Origin of the sequence: Microbacterium saccharophilum (assembly GCF_007992455.1) — a bacterium.
Lineage (GTDB): Bacteria > Actinomycetota > Actinomycetes > Actinomycetales > Microbacteriaceae > Microbacterium > Microbacterium saccharophilum.
This window is the reverse complement of sequence record NZ_BKAH01000001.1, coordinates 330,484-349,406: the sequence shown is the minus strand read 5'-3', so window position 1 is coordinate 349,406 and position 18,923 is coordinate 330,484. Positions and strand designations below refer to the sequence as shown.

Sequence of the window (18,923 nt, the reverse complement as noted above, 5' to 3'; positions counted from 1 at the left end):
GCCGGCGGTCACCGTCGCCTTCTCGCGGGAGCGCTCGTGAGCAGGAACCACAGGAAGACCATGGCGGCCGCGCCGAGGACGGCCCCCGTCGTGTTCGCGACGAGGTCGCGCGGATCGGCGAACCGCGACGGCAGGAGCTGCAGCTGCGCGATCTCGATCGCCGCGCTCAGGGCGAAGCCGGTGGGCGGCGCGAGCCACCAGCGCCGGACGCCGAACCACAGCACCACGAACACGCCCAGCGGCACGAACATCGCGATATTGGCGAAGAACTCCAGCCACCGGAACGTCACCCACTCGGTGACCGGGCGTCGCGACAGCCATTCCAGGAGCCGGTCCACGACGCCGCCGATGTCCTCGCCGTATGGACGCACGCTCAGCGTCATCCACCCGACCGCGACGAGATAGCCCAGCGACAGCGGAGCCAACAGCAGGCGCGCGATCACCGTGCGCGCCTGCAGGCTCGTCGTCAGTGCGTGTCCTCGGCTTCGACCTCGGTGCGGTCGCCGGACCACTGGGTGTGGAAGGTGCGGGGCTTGTCGGTGCGCTGGTAGGTGTGTGCGCCGAAGAAGTCGCGTTGGCCTTGGATGAGGGCGGCGGGGAGGCGTTCGGCGCGGAGTCCGTCGTAGTAGGCGAGGGAGGAGGAGAACGCGGGGGCGGGGATGCCGGAGGCGGCGGCGGTGGCGACGATGCGCCGCCAGGCTCCTTGGGCGCGGGTGAGGGCGTCGACGAAGTACGGGGCGGTGAGCAGGACGGGCAGGTCGGGGGTGGTCTGGTAGGCGTCGGAGATGCGGTTGAGGAATTGGGCGCGGATGATGCAGCCGCCGCGCCAGATCTTCGCGATCGCGCCGAGGTCGATGGTCCAGTCGTATGCGGCGGCGCCGGCGCGGATCTCGTCGAACCCCTGCGAGTACGCGACGATCTTCGATGCGTACAGGGCGAGGCGGACGTCTTCGATGAACGCGTCGGCGTCCTCGACCTCGAGGTCCTCTTCCGCGCCGGGCAGGTCCCGGGACACGGCCCGCTGTTCCGGGTGGGAGGACAGCGACCGGGCGAACACGGCTTCGGCGATCCCGGAGACCGGGACCCCGAGGTTCAGGGCGGTCTGCACGGTCCAGGCGCCGGTGCCCTTCGCGCCGGCCTGGTCGAGGATCACGTCCACGAGGGGGAGCCCGGTGGCGGCGTCGGTCTGGCGGAGCACCTCCGCGGTGATCTCGATCAGGTAGGACTCCAGTTCGCCGCGGTTCCACTCCGCGAACACGTCGGCGATCTCGGCGGGGGTCTTGGAGGTGCCGCGGCGGATCAGGTCGTAGGCCTCGGCGATGAGCTGCATGTCGGCGTACTCGATGCCGTTGTGCACCATCTTCACGAAGTGCCCGGCGCCGTCGTGTCCGACGTGCGTGACGCACGGCTCACCCTCCGCGACCGCGGCGATCGAGCGGAGGATCGGGCCCAGGGTCACCCAGGACTCATCCGACCCGCCGGGCATGATGGACGGGCCGGTCAGGGCGCCCTCCTCCCCGCCGGAGATCCCCGCGCCGACGAAGTTGATCCCCGTCGCCCGGACGGCCTTCTCCCGGCGGATCGTGTCGGTGAACAACGCGTTCCCGCCGTCGACGATGATGTCACCCGGCTCGAACACCCCCGTCAGCGCATCGATCACCGCATCCGTGCCGGCCCCGGCCTTGACCATGATGATCGCCGTCCGCGGCTTCTGCAGCGACGCGGCGAACTCCTCGTAGCTGAACGCGGGGACGAACTCCGCCTCCGGGTGCGCCGCCACCAGCTCATCCGTCTTGGACCGCGACCGGTTGAACACCGCGACCGTGTTCCCCTCCCGGGACGCAAGATTGCGGGCCAGGTTCGAACCCATGACGGCCAGACCGACCACTCCGATGTTCGCGCTTGCTTCGGGCACTGTGAGACTCCTCGAGGTGTGCGGGGGACCGTTTCAGCGTACCCGTGCTGCCGGATCGCCCGCCGCCGCGTGACAGGATGCGATCATGCGGATCGTCGTCATGGGGCCCAGCGGCTCGGGGAAATCGCTCGTCGGAGCGGCCTTGGCCGCGCAGGTGCGTGCGCGATTCGTCGACGGCGACGACCTGCACCCCGCGGCCAACGTCGCCAAGATGGCGGCCGGGATCCCGCTGACGGATGCCGACCGGGAGCCGTGGCTGGACGTCGTGGGCCGCGTCCTCGCGCGGGAGTCGCACCTCGTCGTGGCCTGCTCCGCGCTGCGCCGCGTCTACCGCGACCGGATCCGGGTCGCTGCCCCGGATGCCGTGTTCGTCGAGCTCGTCGTGCCGGTGACCGAGCTCGCGCACCGCATGTCCCGCCGCGACCACTTCATGCCGCCGGCGCTCCTGGACTCGCAGCTCGCGGTGCTCGAGCCGCTCGCGGCGGACGAGCAGGGCGTCCGGATCGCCAACGATGCCGACCTCGTGGCGGTCGTCGATCGTGCGGCGTCGCTGCTCAAGCGCCGCCTCGGCGGCGAGGCCGCCGGCTGACCGGGGCTCAGTCCTTGCGGTAGGCGGTGCGGCCCATCGAGAACAGGGCGCCCGCGGCGCCCAGGGTGGCGGCGACGGTCATGATGCCGATGATCCAGCCCAGCGCGTGCGACATCCAGCCGTATTCCATGGGTTCCTCCGTCGTCCGATGTGACGTCCTCATCGTATCGGGCGCGCTGATAGACTGAGGGACAACTTCGGCGAGGGGTGCAGCAGGCATCCGTGATCGACGCGGTGATGCAGGCTTCGCGGCTTTCCTCACGCGCATGCGTTCGAGTCGAAACACAGACCACATCTGGGCCGCGAAGGCCCCGCAAGGAGAACAACCATGTCGACCGAGACCGACACCAAGGTCCTCGCCGAGCTGCGCGACAGCTTCGGCAAGGGCTACGCCCGCCGCCTCCGCGCCGCCGGCAAGATCCCCGCCGTCATCTACGGCCACGGCACCGACCCCGTCCACGTCGCCCTGCCCGGCCACCAGGTCGCGCTGCTCATCCGCCGCGCCAACGCGGTCCTGGAGCTCGAGGTCGACGGCACGCAGCAGCTCACGCTGGTCAAGGACGTCCAGAAGGACCCGGTGCACCAGATCATCGAGCACATCGACCTCCTCGTCGTGAAGAAGGGCGAGAAGATCCAGGTCGACGTGCCCATCGTCGTCACGGGTGAGTCCTTCGCCGGCACGATCGTCAACCTCGACAACACCACGGTGCTGCTCGAGGTCGAGGCCACGCACATCCCGCAGCACATCGAGGTCGACATCGAGGGCCTCCAGGAGGGCGCGCACATCACCGCCGCCGACCTGAAGCTGCCCAAGGGCTCCTCGCTCGTCACCGACGCGGAGACCCTGATCGTCGCGATCACGACCCCCTCCGGCCCGTCCGCCGACGACGAGGCCGCCGACGCCGCCTCCGCCGCGGCAGGCGAAGAGGCCGGCGCCGAGTCCGGCGACGCGGCCGCCGAGTAATCCGCACCGCACGTCCCGGGGCCCGTCTCCACCGATACTGGTGGCGGCGGGCTCCGTCGTCGAAGGGAGAGGGCGCCATGGCCGACACCTGGCTGGTCGTGGGACTGGGCAACCCCGGTCCGCGGTACGAGATGACCCGGCACAACGTGGGCCAGATGGTCGTGGACGAACTCGCCGCGCGACGGTCGGAGACCCTCCGCGCGCACAAGGCCAACGCCCGGGTCGCGGAGACCTGGCTGCGTCCCGGCGCCGCGAAGATCGTGCTGGCCAAGCCCAACTCGTTCATGAACGTCTCCGGCGGCCCGGTCTCCGCGCTGGCATCGTTCTACGGCGTCCCCGCCGAGCGCGTCGTCGTCATCCACGATGAGCTCGACATCCCGTTCGACTCGCTCAAGCTCAAGGTGGGCGGCGGTCACGGCGGTCACAACGGCGTCCGCGACGTCGCGAAAGCGCTCGGCACCGCCGACTTCCCGCGCGTCCGGGTCGGCATCGGGCGTCCGCCCGGTCGGCAGGACCCCGCCGACTGGGTCCTCGACGCGTTCGGCGGGAGCGAGCGGAAAGACCTTCTCCTCGTCCTGTCGGACGCGGCGGACGCCGTCGAGCAGCTGATCGCCGAGGGCCTCGTCGCCGCGCAGCAGAAGCACCACGCGCCCCGCCCGTGAGGCCCGTGTCCGCACCCGGGCATAGACTCATCCGGTGACAGTTCCCGGGATCGTGCGCGCCCTCGAGCAGGCGGAATCCTTCCGGGATGCCATGGGCGATGCCGTCGTCGACGGCGAGTTCTCCCTCACTCCGGGCCTGGACGCCCCCGTGCTCGCGGGCCTCCTCGATCGCCGCCGCGCGGCCGGCCTGCCGGCATCCCTCCTCGTCATCGCCCCGACCGGTCGCCGGGCCGAGAGCGTGGGGACGGCGCTGGAGTGCCTCGTGCCCGGGGCCCTCGTCCTGCACTTCCCGGCGTGGGAGACGCTCCCGCACGAGCGGCTGAGCCCGAGCGCCGAGACCGTCGGCAAGCGCCTCGAGGTGCTCCGGCAGGTCGCCGCCTGGGACGGCACGGTGCCCCTCATCGTGACGGCCTCGGTCCGCTCGGCCACCCAGCCCCTCGCGTCCGGTCTCGACCATGCCGGCGTCGTCGAGCTGTCCGTCGGCGGGCGCGGCCATGACCTGGATGCCGTCATCCGGCGCCTCGTCGAGCTCGCCTATCACCGCGTCGACATGGTCTCGCGGCGCGGCGAGTTCGCCGTCCGCGGCGGCATCCTCGATGTCTTCCCGCCCGTCGCCGACCACCCGTACCGGGTGGAGTTCTTCGGCGACGAGATCGACCAGATCCGCGCGTTCTCCGTCGCCGATCAGCGCTCGCTTCCCGGCGAGATCTCCCACGTCCTCATGACGGCGAGCCGCGAGCTGCTGCTGACCCCCGAGGTGCGCCGCCGCGCCGCGGAGCTCCGGGACCGTTTCCCCGGCCTGCGCGGCATGCTGGAGAAGATGTCCGAAGGCATCCCCGTCGAGGGGATGGAATCGCTCCTCACGGCGGTCGCCGACGCCGTCGTCCCGCTGGTGGACTACCTGCCCGCCCGCACCGCCGTCGGCCTCGTCGACCCGGAGCGCGCCGTCGCACGCGCCGTGACCCTCACCGAGACCAACCGGGAGTTCCTGGAGGCGGCGTGGAGCGCCGCGACCGCCGGCGCCGACACGCCCATCGACCTGGGGGAGGGTGACTTCCTCACCCTGCCCGCCCTCCGCGAGGCCTCCGCCGCCCGCGGCGGCGTGTGGTGGAGCTTCAGCACCTTCGACTCCGGCTCGGCGGAGATCGCCGCCGACGGCGTCGAAGGTGCGCCGGACGGCGCCGTGCGCGTCGCCGGGTCGGCCGTGCCGTCCTTCCACGGGAACGTCGACGGCGCGTCCGGGCACATCGCCACGCTCCTCGCGGATGGGTGGCGCGTCGTCGTCGCCGCGTCCGGCACCGGGCTCGTCGACCGCGCGCGGGATGTCCTCGCCGAACGCGGCATCGCCGCCCGCACCGTCGAGCGGGTCGAGGAGCCGCCGCCGCCCGGCATCGCGGTCGCCGTCGTCGCGACCCTGGAGAACGGGTTCCAGGCACCGGACGCGAAGCTCGCCGTCTTCACCGAGAGCGACTTCTACGGGCGCACGATCGGGTCGGACTCCCGGGTCGTGAAGAAGCTCGCCTCCCGCCGTCGCAACGTCGTGGACCCGCTGCAGCTGAAGGCCGGCGACTTCGTCGTGCACACGACGCACGGCATCGGGCGCTTCGTGGAGCTCGTGCAGCGCGAGGTCTCCACGGGCGGCCGGAACGCCGTCAAGACGACCCGCGAATACCTCGTGCTGGAGTACGCGCCGTCCAAGCGCGGGTACCCCGGCGACAAGCTCTTCGTCCCCACCGACCAGCTCGACCTGCTCTCCCGGTACGTCGGCGGGGAGGCCCCGACCCTGTCGAAGATGGGCGGCAGCGACTGGGCGGCCACCAAGGGCAAGGCCCGCCGCGCCGTGCGGGACATCGCCGTCGAGCTCGTCAAGCTGTACTCGGCGCGCATGGCCGCGAAGGGGCACGCGTTCGGGCCGGACACGCCGTGGCAGCGTGAGCTGGAGGAGGCGTTCCCGTTCGCGGAGACGCCGGACCAGCTGCAGACGATCGACGAGATCAAGGCCGATATGGAACGCCCGATCCCGATGGACCGGCTGCTGTCCGGCGACGTCGGGTTCGGCAAGACCGAAGTGGCCGTCCGTGCGGCATTCAAGGCGATCCAGGACGGCAAGCAGGTCGCCATGCTCGTGCCGACGACGCTGCTCGTCAAGCAGCACCTCGAGACCTTCACGGAGCGGTTCGCGGGTTTCCCCGTCAAGGTCCGGCCGCTGTCGCGCTTCCAGACCGACAAGGAGGCGCGCGACACGCTCGACGGCGTCCTGGACGGCACCGTCGACATGGTCATCGGCACCCACCGCATCCTGACCGACCAGGTGATCTTCAAGGACCTCGGCCTTCTCATCATCGACGAGGAGCAGCGCTTCGGCGTCGAGCACAAGGACAAGCTGAAGAAGCTGAAGATGAACGTCGACATCCTCGCGATGAGCGCGACGCCGATCCCGCGGACGTTGGAGATGGCGGTCACCGGCATCCGGGAGATGTCGTCACTGCAGACGCCGCCGGAGGACCGGCATCCGATCCTCACCTACGTCGGGCCCCGCAGCGACAAGCAGGTCGCCGCCGCGATCCGTCGCGAGCTGCTGCGCGAGGGGCAGATCTTCTACGTGCACAACCGGGTGCAGTCGATCCAGCGCGTCGCCGCGCAGCTGGCCGAGCTCGTCCCGGAGGCGCGCATCGCCGTCGCGCACGGCCGGATGGGGGAGCACGCGCTCGAGCAGGTCGTCGACGACTTCTGGGAGCGCCGCGCCGACGTGCTCGTCTCGACGACGATCATCGAGACCGGCCTCGACATCGCCAACGCGAACACCATCATCATCGACCGCGCCGACAAGTACGGGCTCAGCCAGCTGCACCAGCTGCGGGGCCGTGTCGGACGCGCCCGGGAGCGCGCGTACGCGTACTTCCTCTACGACGAGATGAAGCCGCTCAGCGAGACGGCCGCCGACCGCCTGGAGACCATCGCGGTCAACAACGATCTCGGCAGCGGCATGCAGGTGGCGCTGAAGGACCTCGAGATCCGCGGCGCCGGCAACATGCTCGGCGCCGAGCAGGCCGGGCACATCGCCGGCGTGGGCTTCGACCTGTACCTGCGGATGATCGGGGAGGCCGTCTCCACGTTCCGCGGGGAGGAGACCGAGGGGCCCGCCGAGCTGCGGCTCGAGCTGCCCGTGGACGCCCGCATCCCGGAGTCGTACATCGACAGTGAGCGCCTGCGCCTGGAGGCCTACCAGAAGCTCTCCGGCGCGGCCTCCGCCACCGCGAAGGACGAGACCATCGACCTCGTCGTGGAGGAGCTCGTCGACCGCTACGGCGACCTGCCGCGCGAGGTCGAGGGCCTCATCGCGGTGGCCCGCCTGCGGCGCCGCGCCGCACGCTCCGGCCTGACCGACGTCGTCGCGATGGGACCGAACCTGCGGATCGCCCCCGCGCACCTGCCCGACTCGCTTCGCGTGCGGATGCAGCGCCTGCACCCCAAGGCGAAGATCCTCTCCGGCGGGGAGGCCATGATCGTCCCGCTCCCGACCGCCGGCGGGGAGAGCGTCGTGGACGCCGACCTCATCACCTGGACGGCGCAGCTGCTCGACCAGCTCTTCCCCCTGCCGGCCGCCGAGACACCGGCACCCGCGGACGGGGCGACCGGCTCCTGAGCCTCAGAGCCCGAGGGCCCCGGTCGCCAGCAGCGCCGCCGCGGTGACCGCCCCGGCGACGGCGAGCGCGAACACGACCCACTCGGCCGGCGTGAACACCCGCTCGCCGCGCTCCCGCTTCGCCGCCGCGAACAGGGCGGTCGCGGGCACCAGCACGATGAGCGAGAGCAGCACGTACGTCGCCCCGGCGGCCAGGAGCAGGAACGCCGTGTACGCCGTCGCGAGCGCCGCGACCACCACGGCGCCCACGCGCACCGGGCCGGGCGTCGTCAGCGCGAGCTTGAGACCGAACGCCGCGGACAGGACGTACGGGATGAGGATGAGCGCGCTCGTGAGGTCCAGCGCGATGTCGAACGCGTTGTCGGAGAAGAGCACGACGATGAGCATGAGCTGCGCGATCGCCGTCGTGATGGTGAGCGCCCCGACCGGCACGTCCTTCGCGTCGACGCGCCGCAGCGGGCGCGGAAGCACCCCGGCGCGCGCAGCCACGAGGAGCACCTCGGCGGCCATGAGCGTCCAGGCGAGGTAGGCGCCCAGCACGGCGACGATGAGGGCCACCCCGACGAACACGGAGCCCCATGGGCCGACCGCCTCCTCGAGGATCGCCGCCATCGAGGGTTGCCGGAGCTGCGCGATCTCGGCGCGCGGCAGGACGCCGTAGGACACGAGCGTCACCGATGCGAAGACCGCGAGGACGCTCAGGAACCCGAACAGCGTCGCACGCCCGACATCCCGTCGGCGCCGCGCGTGGCGCGAGTACACGCTCGCCCCCTCGATGCCGATGAAGACGAACACGGTGACGAGCAGGGTCGAGGTGACCTGGTCCCACAGCGGCGGGGCGTCGATGCCGCCCGTCCAGTTCGCGGCGAACACGGCCGGGTCGAAGACGAACAGGCACAGCACGACGAACAGCACGATCGGGGCGACCTTGGCGATCGTCACGACGCGGTTCAGGGCCGCGGCCTGCGTCACGCCGCGGCGGATGAGGGCGTAGAACAGCCACAGCCCCGCCGAGGCCACGAGGATCGCGGCCGGGGTATCGCCCTCGCCGAGGGCGGGGAAGACGGCGCCGAGCGTCGTGGTCACGAACACCCAGTAGAAGACGTTGCCCGCGACGGCGCTCGCCCAGTACCCGAACGCGGAGACGAAGCCGAGGTAGTCGCCGAAGCCGGCTTTCGCGTACGCGAACACGCCCGCGTCCAGGTGCGGGGCCTGCACGGCGAGACGCTGGAAGACGAGCGCCAGCATGAGGGTGCCGGTGCCGGCGAGCGCCCAGGCCAGCAGGGCGCCCGCAACGCCCGCCGAGCCGGCGAACTGCCCGGGCAGGGAGAAGACGCCGGCCCCGACCATCGACCCGACGACGAACGTCGAGAGGGTGAGGGTGGAGACCTTGGCGGGCGAGCCGGCCGCGGTGGGCGTGGTGGTCACGCTGTCATCCTGCGCTTCAGATGACGCCCTGCGCGAGCATGGCGTGCGCGACGCGCTCGAACCCGGCCGAGTTGGCTCCCACGACGTAGTCGCCGGGAGCGCCGTAGCGCTCGGCGGCCTGGAACGAGGCGCGGTGCACATCCCGCATGATGGCGTGAAGCTTCCCCTCGCTGTCCTCGAAGCCCCAGCGCTGGCGCGCCGCGTTCTGGCTCATCTCCAGCGCGGACGTCGCGACGCCGCCGGCGTTGGCCGCCTTGCCGGGCCCGAACAGCACGCCGGCGGCCTGCAGGGCGGCGACGGCGGCGGGCGTGGAGGGCATGTTCGCGCCCTCGGCGACGGCTCGGACGCCGCCGTCGATCAGGGCGCGGGCGTCGTGCTCGTCGAGCTCGTTCTGTGTCGCCGACGGGATGGCGATGTCCACCGGCACCTCCCACGGGCGGGCGCCCTCGACGAAGCGGGCCTGCGGGCGGTGGGTGACGTACTCGGAGATCCGGAGGCGGTTCTCCTCCTTCAGGTGACGGAGGAGATCCAGGTCGATCCCGGCGTCGTCGACGATGTAGCCGGAGGAATCGGATGCCGTGACGGGCGTCGCGCCGAGCTGGCGGGCCTTCGCGATCGCGTAGATCGCGACGTTGCCCGAGCCGGAGACCGCGACGCGCTTGCCGTCGAGGCGCTCGCCGTGCACCGCGAGCATCTCCTGCGCGAAGAAGACGGCGCCGTACCCGGTCGCCTCGGTGCGCACCTCCGCGCCGCCCCACTGGACGCCCTTGCCGGTGAACATGCCGGACTCGTGCCGGTTCGTGATCTTGCGGTACTGGCCGAACAGGTAGCCGATCTCCCGCGCGCCGACGCCGATGTCTCCGGCCGGCACGTCGGTGTGCTCGCCGAGGTGGCGGTACAGCTCGTTCATGAACGACTGGCAGAACCGCATGATCTCGCCGTCGGAGCGCCCGTGCGGGTCGAAGTCGCTGCCGCCCTTGCCGCCGCCGATGCCCTGCCCGGTGAGGGCGTTCTTGAAGATCTGCTCGAAGCCGAGGAACTTGATGATCGAGAGGTTGACCGACGGGTGGAACCGGAGGCCGCCCTTGTACGGGCCGAGGACGGAGGAGAACTGGATGCGGTAGCCGCGGTTGACCTGCAGCTTCCCGCCGTCGTCGACCCACGGCACGCGGAACATGATCTGCCGTTCCGGCTCGACGATGCGCTCGAGGATGCCGCCCGCCACGAACTGCGGGTGCGCCTCCAGGACCGGGGTGATGGAGTGCAGCACCTCGTGCACCGCCTGCTGGAACTCGGGCTCGTGCGGGTTGCGGGCCACGACCCCCTCGAAGACGGAGCGCACCGAGTCGGGCAGCGGGGAGAGGGGGGTTTCAGGCACAGCGGTTTCGGACACAGCGGTTTCAGGCACAGTGGAGCTTCCTGCCGGGAGAGGGAATGTCGGCGCGAGCGGCCACTACAACTTTAGTCCCGGTCGCGCGGGCTTCCGTCCAGATGACGGGCCGATACGCTGGCGGGGACGCGAGGGAGCAGCCATGCGATTCGAGCACCTCGGGGCGCAGCCCCGCATCCACCCGGACGCCGTCGTGGCGCCCACGGCCGTCATCTCCGGCGATGTCACGATCGGCGCGGGCAGCCAGGTGCTGCACGGCGCCGTCATCACGGCGGAGGGCGGACCCGTCATCCTGGGCGAGAACGTCATCGTCATGGAGAACGCCCTCATCCGGGCGACGTCCGTGAATGCGGTGCGCATCGGCTCGCACGTGCTGGTGGGGCCCATGGCGAGCATCTCGGGCGCCACGATCGCCGACGAGGTGTTCCTGGCCACCGGGACCCGCGTCTTCAACGGGGCGCGGGTGGGGGAGCGCTGCGAGGTCCGCATCAACGCGGTCGTGCACCTGCGCACGGTGCTGCCGCCGGAGACCGTCGTGCCCATCGGCTGGGTGGCGGTGGGCGACCCTGCCCGGCTCCTCTCCCCGGACCGGCATGAGGAGATCTGGGAGCTGCAGCACGACCTGGACTTCCCCGGCTACGTCTTCGGCCTGGACCGGGAGACCCCCGACCTCATGATGCAGCTCACGGAGCGGTACGGCTCCTCGCTCGCGCGGCACGCCGACGACCGGCGCGTCGACTGACGGCGCTCAGGTCCAGCTGAGGCCGCACTCCCGGCACGCGAAGTCGATGTGCTCCGCCCACCCGCGGTCGAGTTCCGGGCGCCGGTCGATGTCGACCTGGAACCACCGGGGCTCGATCGCCCGTACGTCGAAGGAGCCGCACGAGGGGCAGACCTCCGCGGATACCGCCGTCTTCCCGTCCATGCGCACACGATAACCCCGCGTGGGCCCGCCGGGCGGCTGATCAGCCCGTGTTCTGCAGGCCGGCCGCGACCCCGCTGACGGACAGCAGCAGCAGGCGCTGCCAGCCCTGCACGTCCTGACCCTCCGGGGCGGTCCGCAGGGCCCGGAGCGCCCGCAGCTGCAGGAGCGACAGCGCGTCCACGTACGGGTCGCGCATCTTCACGGCCCGCTGCAGGACCGGCTTGTTCGCGAGCAGGTCGCCGCCGCCGGTGATCCGCACGACCCATCCGCGGGTGAGCGCCATCTCCGCCATCACGAGGTCGGCGAGATCCGGGCGGTCGCCGAGGGCGAGGTAGCGGCGCGCGATGCGCTGATCGGCCTTGGCGAGGCTCATCCCGACGTTGTCGATGACGGTCCGCAGCAGCGGCCACTCCTCGTAGGCGCGGCGGAGGAGGTCCTCGTCGCCGACGGCGTCCAGCGCCGTGCCCAGCCCGAACCAGCCGGCGAGGTTGATGCGGGCCTGCGACCACGCGAACACCCACGGGATCGCGCGGAGGTCCTCGAGGGACTCCACCGACAACCCGCGGCGGGCGGGCCGGGAGCCGAGCGCGAGCAGCCCGATCTCCTCCATGGGGGTGACGGTCGCGAACCAGGGGGCGAAGCCGGGCGCTTTCACGAGCGAGAAGAACCGGTGCCGCGACGCGGTGTCCATCGTCGCGGCGATCTCCGCGTACCGCTCGGCGGCGGCGCGGTTGCGGTTCTCGATCGAGGGCGCCGATGCCAGGAGCGTGGCCGCGGCGACCTGGTCGATGTGCCGCATGGCGATCGCGGGGTCGCCGTAGCGCGCGAAGATGACCTCGCCCTGCTCGGTCAGCTTGAACCGGCCGTCGACCGAGTGCGGGGGCTGCGCGAGGATCGCGGAGTTCGCCGGTCCGCCGCCGCGGCCGAGCGCGCCGCCCCGGCCGTGGAAGAGGGTCAGCGCGATGGCGTTGTCCTGCGCCCACGCGGCGATCTTCGCCTGCGCCTCGTAGAGGGCGAGGTTCGCCGCGACCGGGCCGACGTCCTTCGACGAGTCGGAGTAGCCGAGCATGACCTCCAGCCGCCGGCCGGTCGCCTCCAGGCGGGCCGCGAAATCGGGGTGCTGCACGATCTCGGCGAGCACTCCGGGGGCTGCCTGAAGGTCGGCGAACGTCTCGAACAGCGGGATGACGTCGAGCACCGGCATCCGGCCGGACGGGCCGACGGCGTGCCGGGCCAGCGCATGCACGGCGGCGAGGTCGGCGGCAGTGCGGGTGAACGAGACGATGTAGCGCCCCGCGGCGCCGGGGCCGTAGCGCTTCTGGATCTGCGCGATGGCGCGGAAGACCTCGAGCACCTCCTCGGCCTGCGCGCTGAGGGTGCCGCCGGCCTCGCATTCCGCGAGGACCTTCTCGTGCACGGCGGAGTGCTGACGCACCTCCAGCTCGGCGAGATGGAAGCCGAACGTCTCGACCTGCCACAGCAGCTGCTGCAGGCCGCCGTAGGCCTGCCGGGCGGCGCCGGCGGCCACGAGCGAGCCCTGGACGACCCGGAGGTCCGCGAGGAGATCGGCGGGATCCTGGTAGGCGAGGTCCGCGTCCCGGGCGCGCGTCGCGGCGATCCGGCGGGCGAGGAGCATGAGGACGCGCTTGTGCGGCTCGGCGGCGGCGCGCTTGAGGGCATCGGCGGCGCCGTCCTCGTCGGCGGCGGCGAGCCGCTGCCACAGGGCGGTGAGCTCGGCGCTCGGCGGCGTCGTCTCCGCCGACAGCGTGAGCGCGCGCGCCACGGTGTCCGCCGTGCGCTCCAAGCCCCGCAGGATGTGCTCGGAGGCGATGGCGGCGGCCTTCTTCGTGACGGCGGCGGTCACGAACGGGTTGCCGTCACGGTCGCCGCCGACCCACGTGCCGAGCCGCACGAACGGGCGGACGACGGGCGCCCGGCCGCCGGCGGCGGGACCCTGCAGGGCGTCGTCGACGCGTCGGTACACGTGCGGCACCGCGGTGTAGAGCGTCTCGTCGAACACCGCCATGATGGCGCGCACCTCGTCGGTGGGCGAGGGCTTCTCGGCGCGGAGGGGAGCGGTTCGCCAGAGGATGTCGATCTCCTCCAGCATCCGGCGGCCGGCGCGGCGCTCATCGGCCCCGCCGCGCAGCGAGGCGTCGTACTCGCGCAGGAGTCCCGCGAGGCGCCGGATGCTCGTGGACACCGCTCGGCGGCGGGCCTCCGTCGGATGCGCCGTGAAGACGGGGTGGAAGCGCAGGGCCTGCAGGCGCCGGAGCGCCGTGTCGTCGCCGACCTCCGCGGCGAGGCGGACGAACGCGGCGGCGACGGAGTCGGTGGCGTCCTCCCGGTCGGGGCGTCCGTCGCGCTCACGCAGCACGCGCACGCGCTGGAACTCCTCGGCGAGGTTCACGAGGTGGAAGTACACCGTGAAGGCGCGAGCGACCTCGTCGGCGCGCTCGACCGTGAACGACTCGGCGATCTCCGCCGCGCGTGCGTAGGCCTCCGGCGACTCGTCCGTGTAGGCCGCGATCGTCGCGAGGCGCAGCCGCTCCACGTCGTCGTACAGGCCCGGCGAGCCGCTTTCGCGCAGCACCTGCCCCAGGAGACCGCCGAGCAGCCGGACGTCGGCCCGCATCTGCTCGGGAAGCTCCTGCTCGGCGTCGGCCCGGCCGACCAGATCGATGGCTTCGGTGCGCGTGGGTTCTCGCATCCTTTTACGCTAACGGCCCGGCGCGCCCGTCGTGACGCGTATAGGATCGCGGGCAGGTGAGCCGGGAAGTCTGGTCGGCGCTCATCAGCCGACCCCCGAAAGGCCCGCATGCCACTGCTGCGCTCTGCACGCTTCCCCGCCGTCCTCCTCCTCGCCGCCGCGGCGGCAGGACTGCTCCTGGCCAACAGCCCGCTCGGCGACGCGGCGTTCGCCGTGCAGGGCGCGCATCTCGGCATCCCCGGCACGCCGCTGGACCTGTCCGTCGGGCACTGGATCTCCGACGGCCTCCTCGCCGTGTTCTTCTTCACCGTCTCCGTCGAGCTGCAGTACGAGCTGACGCAGGGGGAGCTCGCCGACAAGCGCCGCGCCGTGCAACCGGCGATCGCGGCGGCCGGCGGCGTGCTCGTGCCGATCGCCGTGTACCTCGCCGTCGTCGCCGCGAGCGGTCAGAGCGGCCAGGCCGCAGGATGGCCCATCCCCACCGCCACCGACGTCGCCTTCGCGCTCGGCGTGCTGGCGGTCTTCGGGCGAGGGCTGCCGAGCGGGGTGCGCGTCTTCCTCCTCGCCCTGGCGATCCTCGACGACATCATCGGCATCGTCTTCATCGCGGTGCTCTTCGCCGACGGAGTGCAGGCCGGCTGGCTCCTCGGAGCGCTTCTCGCTGCCGCCGCCGTGGCCGTGCTCACCCGGGCACGGGACGACCGGATGACGGTGGGCGTATGGGCCGTCGTCGTCGTGCTGTCGGTCGCGACCTGGGTGTTCGTGCTGGCCTCGGGGGTGCATGCGACGATCGCCGGCGTCCTCCTGGGCCTCGCGATGGCGCAGCTGCCGGCACTGCGTGCCCGGCACATGCTCGAGCCCGCGGTCAACGGGCTCATCCTCCCGCTGTTCGCGCTCTCCGCGGCGCTCGTCGTGATCCCCGCGGTCGGCGGCGCGCTGTCGGCATCCTTCTGGGCCGTCACCCTCGCGCTGCCCGTCGGCAAGCTGATCGGCATCGTCGGCGGCGGGCTCCTCGCCCAGCGGCTGTTCGGCGGGGGGTCGGACCGGCTCTCGTTCGGCGACTTCGCGGCGGCGGGCGCGCTGGGCGGCATCGGCTTCACGGTGTCCCTGCTGCTGGCCGGGCTGGCGTTCGCGGGGGACGCCGCCGTCCGCGATCACGCGACCCTCGGCGTGCTCGCCGGATCCGCAATCGCGCTCGTCGCCTCGTCGGCCCTCGTCGCCTGGCGGGCCGCGTACCATCGTCGCCTGAAGGCCACCGCCGCCTGACGATCGAGGGAGCCGCCGCATGACCGACGCCGCCGCCGACCCGCTGCGCGCCGCCGCCGACCCGCTGCGCGCCGCCGCAGACACGATGCGCGCGGTCCGCGACCGGTGCGTCTGGTCGCAGCAGATCGACCATCGCGCGCTCGTGCCGTACCTCGTGGAGGAGGCGGCCGAGCTCATCGACGCCGTCGAGGGCGGCACGCGCGCCGAGCTCCGCGAAGAGCTCGGCGATCTGCTGTGGCAGGTGCTGTTCCACGCCGAGATCGCGTCGCGCGACGAGGCGGAGCCCTTCGGCATCGACGACGTCGCACGCGGGCTCACCGAGAAGATGGTGCGCCGGCATCCGCACGTCTTCGGCGACGCCGTCGCGCGCACGCCGGAAGAGGTGCTCGTGCACTGGAACGCGGCGAAGGCGGCGGAGAAGAGTGCGCGCACGAGCGTTCTGGACGGCGTCTCGCCGCACATGCCCGCCCTCGCGCTGGCGCAGAAGATGCTCGGCAAGGCCGCTCAGGCGCGCGTGCCCGCACCGCCGGTCGCGGACGGCGCGGAACCGGTGCTTGCAGACGAATCCGCGCTCGGCGATGCCCTCCTCGCCCTCGTTGCGACGGCCCGCGCGCAGGGCTGGGACGCCGAGCGGGCGCTGCGCGAGCGGCTGCGGATCCTGGAGGCGGAGATCAGGGAGACCGAGGCCTCTTCCGCCACCTGAGAGAATCATCCTGTGGCATCCGTGAACCCGCCGCGCGGCATGCGCGACTTCCTCCCCGCCGACAAGGCCCGCCGCGAGCGCGTACTCGCCGTCATCCGGGAGCGCTACCGCGCGCACGGGTTCGACGAGATCGAGACGCCTGTCGTCGAGGACTACGCGAAGCTGCACGCCGGCATCGGCGGCGACAACGAGAAGCTGGCCTTCAACCTGCTGCGCCGGGGCCTGGATGCCGACGGCATCCGCGCCGCCGCCGAGGACCCGGCCGCGCTCAGCGACCTGGGGCTGCGCTACGACCTGACGGTGCCGCTCGCCCGGTTCTACGCGACGCACCGCGGCGAGCTGCCGACGGTCTTCCGTTCCATCCAGATCGCGCCGGTGTGGCGCGCCGAGCGCCCGCAGAAGGGCCGCTACCGGCAGTTCGTGCAGTGCGACATCGACATCATCGGGGATGCCACGGCCCGCGCGGAGGCGGAGCTCATCGTCGCGAGCCTCGACACCCTCGACGCGCTGGGGTTGACGGGCGGCAGCATCCGGATCAACGACCGCCGGGTGCTGGACGGGATGCTGGACGGCTTCGGCTTCACCGGTGACGAGCGGCCCGGCGTCCTCATCACGATCGACAAGCTCGACAAGATCGGCCCCGACGGGGTCATCGCCGAGCTCGCCGAGCGCGGCGCGACCGCGGACGCCGTCGCCGCATTCGGGGAGTTCCTGCGCCGCCCGCAGACCCGCGAGTTCCTCCCGTACGGCGAGGCGCAGATCCGCAGGGCGCTGCCCGAGGGCGCCGCCGACGACGTCGTCGCGCACCTCGTCGGCATCGGCGAGGCCGCGGCCGCCGCACGCGGTGGAGCGGACGAGATCCCGCTGGTCTTCGACCCGTTCCTCGTCCGGGGCATGGGGTACTACACCGGCACGATCTTCGAGCTCGCGCACCCCTCGGTGGAGTACTCGCTCGGCGGCGGAGGCCGGTACGACGGGATGATCGGCCGCTTCCTCGGCCAGGATGTGCCCGCCGTCGGCTTCTCGATCGGCTTCGAGCGGATCGTCGACCTCGTCCCGGACGCCGCGGACGCCGGCGCGTCCGCCGTCGTCCTCGTGCACGACCGCGACGTGCCGGTCGCCGAGCTCGTCGCGCTCAAGGCCGCCCTCGTGGCAGACGGCGCACGCGTGCGCCTGGAGCAGCGCACCAAGAACCTCAAGGCGCTCCTGGAGCGCGCGGCATCCGATGGGTACACCTCGTTCGCGACCGTCGCCGCCGGAACGCCCCGCGACGCGGTGGAGCTCAAGCCGCTCTCCTGAGGCCGCCCCTCCCGGGTCGGGGTCTCCAAGGCGCCCGGGCCGAGCCCGCCCGCGCTTCGCGCTGCCGAAAGCGGCACGCGCTGCGGAAAGTTCGACAGCGTGTGCTGCTTTCGACCGCACGACGGGCTGCACCGGCGGTTTGGTGGATGCGGTCAGGGCCGCGTCGAGGCCGTGACGCGACGCTTCTCGCGGACATAGACCTCGCGCCGCACCCGTGCGACGACCGTGCCGGAGCGATCGGTGATCTCCGTCTCGAACCACTCCAGCACCTTCACGCCGCCCCGGGCGCGCTCGCGCAGCTCCTCGGCCTTCTCCCGCGACACCGCGAACTCGGCGGTGAGCACGCCGCGCCCCGGCGTCAGGAACTCGATCTCCCCGCGCGTGTCCCACACGACGTAGTCGCGTCCGAGCTGGTGCATGACGAGCATGAAGAAGTACGGGTCGGTCATCGCCGACAGCGACCCGCCGAACGCCGTTCCCACGTAGTTGCGCGTGAGCACGTTGACGTGCAGCTCGACGCGCGCGTGCGTCCAGTCCTCGGAGAACTCGCGCACGCGGATGCCGCTGAAGAGGTTCGGGAACCACAGGCTCATGCCCAGGGCCAATCGGCGGGGAGTCACACGCATGCCCGGCAGTGTGCCGGAACCTCACAGTCCCGCGCACATCGCTTGTCTGCATCCGACAATCGCATCCGCCTCTGGCGCGCGGCGCGGCGGTGCGGTTGGCTGGGCGGATGACCGATCCGCTGCCCCGCCGCGACGCCTGGCTCGCCGTCGACGGCTACCTCGCCGACGAACTGGTCGGCCACGACCCCGCCCTGGAGGAGGCCGTGCGGCGTCAGAACGCCGCCGACCTCCCCGCCATCGAGGTCGCGCCCGTCAACGGCAAGCTCCTCCACCTCCTCGCCCGGATCGCCGGCGCCCGCCGCGTGCTCGAGATCGGCACGCTCGGCGCGTACTCGACGATCTGGCTGGCCCGCGCCCTGCCTGACGACGGGCGGGTCGTGACGATCGAAGCCGAGCCGCGCATCGCCGCGCTCGCGCGGGAGAACCTCGACCGTGCCGGCGTCGGCAGCAGAGTCGAGATCAAACTCGGCCGGGCGGCAGAGGTCCTCCCGACCCTCGCGGGGGAGGAGCCCTTCGATCTCGTCTTCATCGACGCCGACAAGGAGTCGAACACGATCTACCTCGACTGGGCCGCGCGGCTCGGCCGCCCGGGCACCGTCGTCGTCGTGGACAATGTCGTCCGATCGGGTCGCATCGCGGATGCCGGGGACGAGGACCCCCAGATCGTCGGCGTGCGGGCGGGGCTCCGGATGCTGGGGTCCGATCCGCGGTTCGACGCGACGGCGCTGCAGACGCTGGACGCGAAGGGGTGGGACGGCATCGCCGTCGCCCTCGTCGTTTGATCCGGCCGGTGCCCTGTG

17 protein-coding genes are annotated in these 18,923 nt (G+C 72.1%); 9 read left to right on the top strand and 8 right to left on the bottom strand.

The features are described from left to right. Positions 1-8: 8 nt before the first annotated feature. Together MSA03_RS01780 and gnd are read right to left on the bottom strand one after the other, a co-directional pair. On the bottom strand, positions 9-443 hold the full coding sequence (locus tag MSA03_RS01780) for a VanZ family protein (protein ID WP_244946270.1): 435 nt from the start codon (positions 441-443) through the stop codon (positions 9-11). Between the two features lie 23 nt (positions 444-466). Continuing rightward, a complete protein-coding gene (gene gnd, locus MSA03_RS01775; protein WP_147049412.1) occupies positions 467-1,915 on the bottom strand; it encodes an NADP-dependent phosphogluconate dehydrogenase in 1,449 nt (482 codons plus the stop codon). A gap of 85 nt (positions 1,916-2,000) precedes the next feature. On the opposite strand from gnd, the gene MSA03_RS01770 reads away from it, so the two are divergent. After that, positions 2,001-2,504, top strand: a complete 504-nt coding sequence (locus MSA03_RS01770) for a gluconokinase (RefSeq protein ID WP_036272174.1) — start codon at positions 2,001-2,003, stop codon at positions 2,502-2,504. A 7-nt stretch (positions 2,505-2,511) separates the two neighbouring features. On the opposite strand, the gene MSA03_RS14615 is transcribed toward MSA03_RS01770, so the two are convergent. Then, positions 2,512-2,634 carry a hypothetical protein gene (locus tag MSA03_RS14615; protein WP_261798689.1) on the bottom strand — a complete coding sequence of 41 codons (123 nt, stop codon included), beginning with the start codon at positions 2,632-2,634 and terminating at the stop codon, positions 2,512-2,514. Between the two features lie 198 nt (positions 2,635-2,832). On the opposite strand from MSA03_RS14615, the gene MSA03_RS01765 reads away from it, so the two are divergent. The 3 genes from MSA03_RS01765 to mfd all read left to right on the top strand — a co-directional run bounded on the left by MSA03_RS01765 (position 2,833) and on the right by mfd (position 7,776). Beyond that, positions 2,833-3,468 carry a 50S ribosomal protein L25/general stress protein Ctc gene (locus MSA03_RS01765; protein ID WP_147049411.1) on the top strand — a complete coding sequence of 212 codons (636 nt, stop codon included), beginning with the start codon at positions 2,833-2,835 and terminating at the stop codon, positions 3,466-3,468. A gap of 77 nt (positions 3,469-3,545) precedes the next feature. Next, on the top strand, positions 3,546-4,130 hold the full coding sequence (gene pth, locus MSA03_RS01760) for an aminoacyl-tRNA hydrolase (protein ID WP_147049410.1): 585 nt from the start codon (positions 3,546-3,548) through the stop codon (positions 4,128-4,130). Positions 4,131-4,164: 34 nt separating this feature from the next. Then, on the top strand, positions 4,165-7,776 hold the full coding sequence (gene mfd, locus MSA03_RS01755) for a transcription-repair coupling factor (protein ID WP_174799827.1): 3,612 nt from the start codon (positions 4,165-4,167) through the stop codon (positions 7,774-7,776). A 3-nt stretch (positions 7,777-7,779) separates the two neighbouring features. Here mfd and MSA03_RS01750 read toward each other — a convergent pair whose 3' ends face one another. Continuing rightward, complete coding sequence (locus tag MSA03_RS01750) at positions 7,780-9,204, bottom strand: basic amino acid/polyamine antiporter (protein WP_147049409.1); 1,425 nt, start codon at positions 9,202-9,204, stop codon at positions 7,780-7,782. 16 nt (positions 9,205-9,220) lie between these two features. Then, positions 9,221-10,582: an NADP-specific glutamate dehydrogenase gene (gdhA, locus tag MSA03_RS01745; protein ID WP_147049408.1), complete on the bottom strand. Its 1,362-nt coding sequence runs from the start codon at positions 10,580-10,582 to the stop codon at positions 9,221-9,223. Positions 10,583-10,736: 154 nt separating this feature from the next. On the opposite strand from gdhA, the gene MSA03_RS01740 reads away from it, so the two are divergent. Continuing rightward, on the top strand, positions 10,737-11,336 hold the full coding sequence (locus tag MSA03_RS01740) for a gamma carbonic anhydrase family protein (RefSeq protein ID WP_028495176.1): 600 nt from the start codon (positions 10,737-10,739) through the stop codon (positions 11,334-11,336). Positions 11,337-11,342: 6 nt separating this feature from the next. Here the strand turns inward: MSA03_RS01740 and MSA03_RS14300 are convergent, their stop codons facing one another. Beyond that, positions 11,343-11,519, bottom strand: a complete 177-nt coding sequence (locus MSA03_RS14300) for a hypothetical protein (RefSeq protein ID WP_155947949.1) — start codon at positions 11,517-11,519, stop codon at positions 11,343-11,345. 40 nt (positions 11,520-11,559) lie between these two features. Next, entirely contained in the window at positions 11,560-14,229 is a 2,670-nt protein-coding gene (locus MSA03_RS01735; protein WP_147049407.1) for a phosphoenolpyruvate carboxylase, read from the bottom strand. 108 nt (positions 14,230-14,337) lie between these two features. On the opposite strand from MSA03_RS01735, the gene MSA03_RS01730 reads away from it, so the two are divergent. The 3 genes from MSA03_RS01730 to hisS are packed head-to-tail and all read left to right on the top strand — an operon-like array spanning position 14,338 to position 17,497. Further along, positions 14,338-15,495 carry a Na+/H+ antiporter NhaA gene (locus tag MSA03_RS01730; RefSeq protein ID WP_147049406.1) on the top strand — a complete coding sequence of 386 codons (1,158 nt, stop codon included), beginning with the start codon at positions 14,338-14,340 and terminating at the stop codon, positions 15,493-15,495. Between the two features lie 19 nt (positions 15,496-15,514). Beyond that, on the top strand, positions 15,515-16,198 hold the full coding sequence (locus tag MSA03_RS01725) for a nucleoside triphosphate pyrophosphohydrolase (RefSeq protein WP_147049405.1): 684 nt from the start codon (positions 15,515-15,517) through the stop codon (positions 16,196-16,198). Between the two features lie 39 nt (positions 16,199-16,237). Further along, positions 16,238-17,497, top strand: coding sequence for a histidine--tRNA ligase (gene hisS, locus MSA03_RS01720; RefSeq protein ID WP_218028791.1), 1,260 nt, complete (start codon positions 16,238-16,240; stop codon positions 17,495-17,497). Positions 17,498-17,649: 152 nt separating this feature from the next. Here hisS and MSA03_RS01715 read toward each other — a convergent pair whose 3' ends face one another. After that, entirely contained in the window at positions 17,650-18,123 is a 474-nt protein-coding gene (locus MSA03_RS01715) for a DUF4442 domain-containing protein (protein ID WP_147049403.1), read from the bottom strand. A gap of 107 nt (positions 18,124-18,230) precedes the next feature. On the opposite strand from MSA03_RS01715, the gene MSA03_RS01710 reads away from it, so the two are divergent. Further along, a complete protein-coding gene (locus tag MSA03_RS01710) occupies positions 18,231-18,905 on the top strand; it encodes an O-methyltransferase (protein ID WP_028495182.1) in 675 nt (224 codons plus the stop codon). The last annotated feature ends 18 nt before the right edge of the window (positions 18,906-18,923 follow it).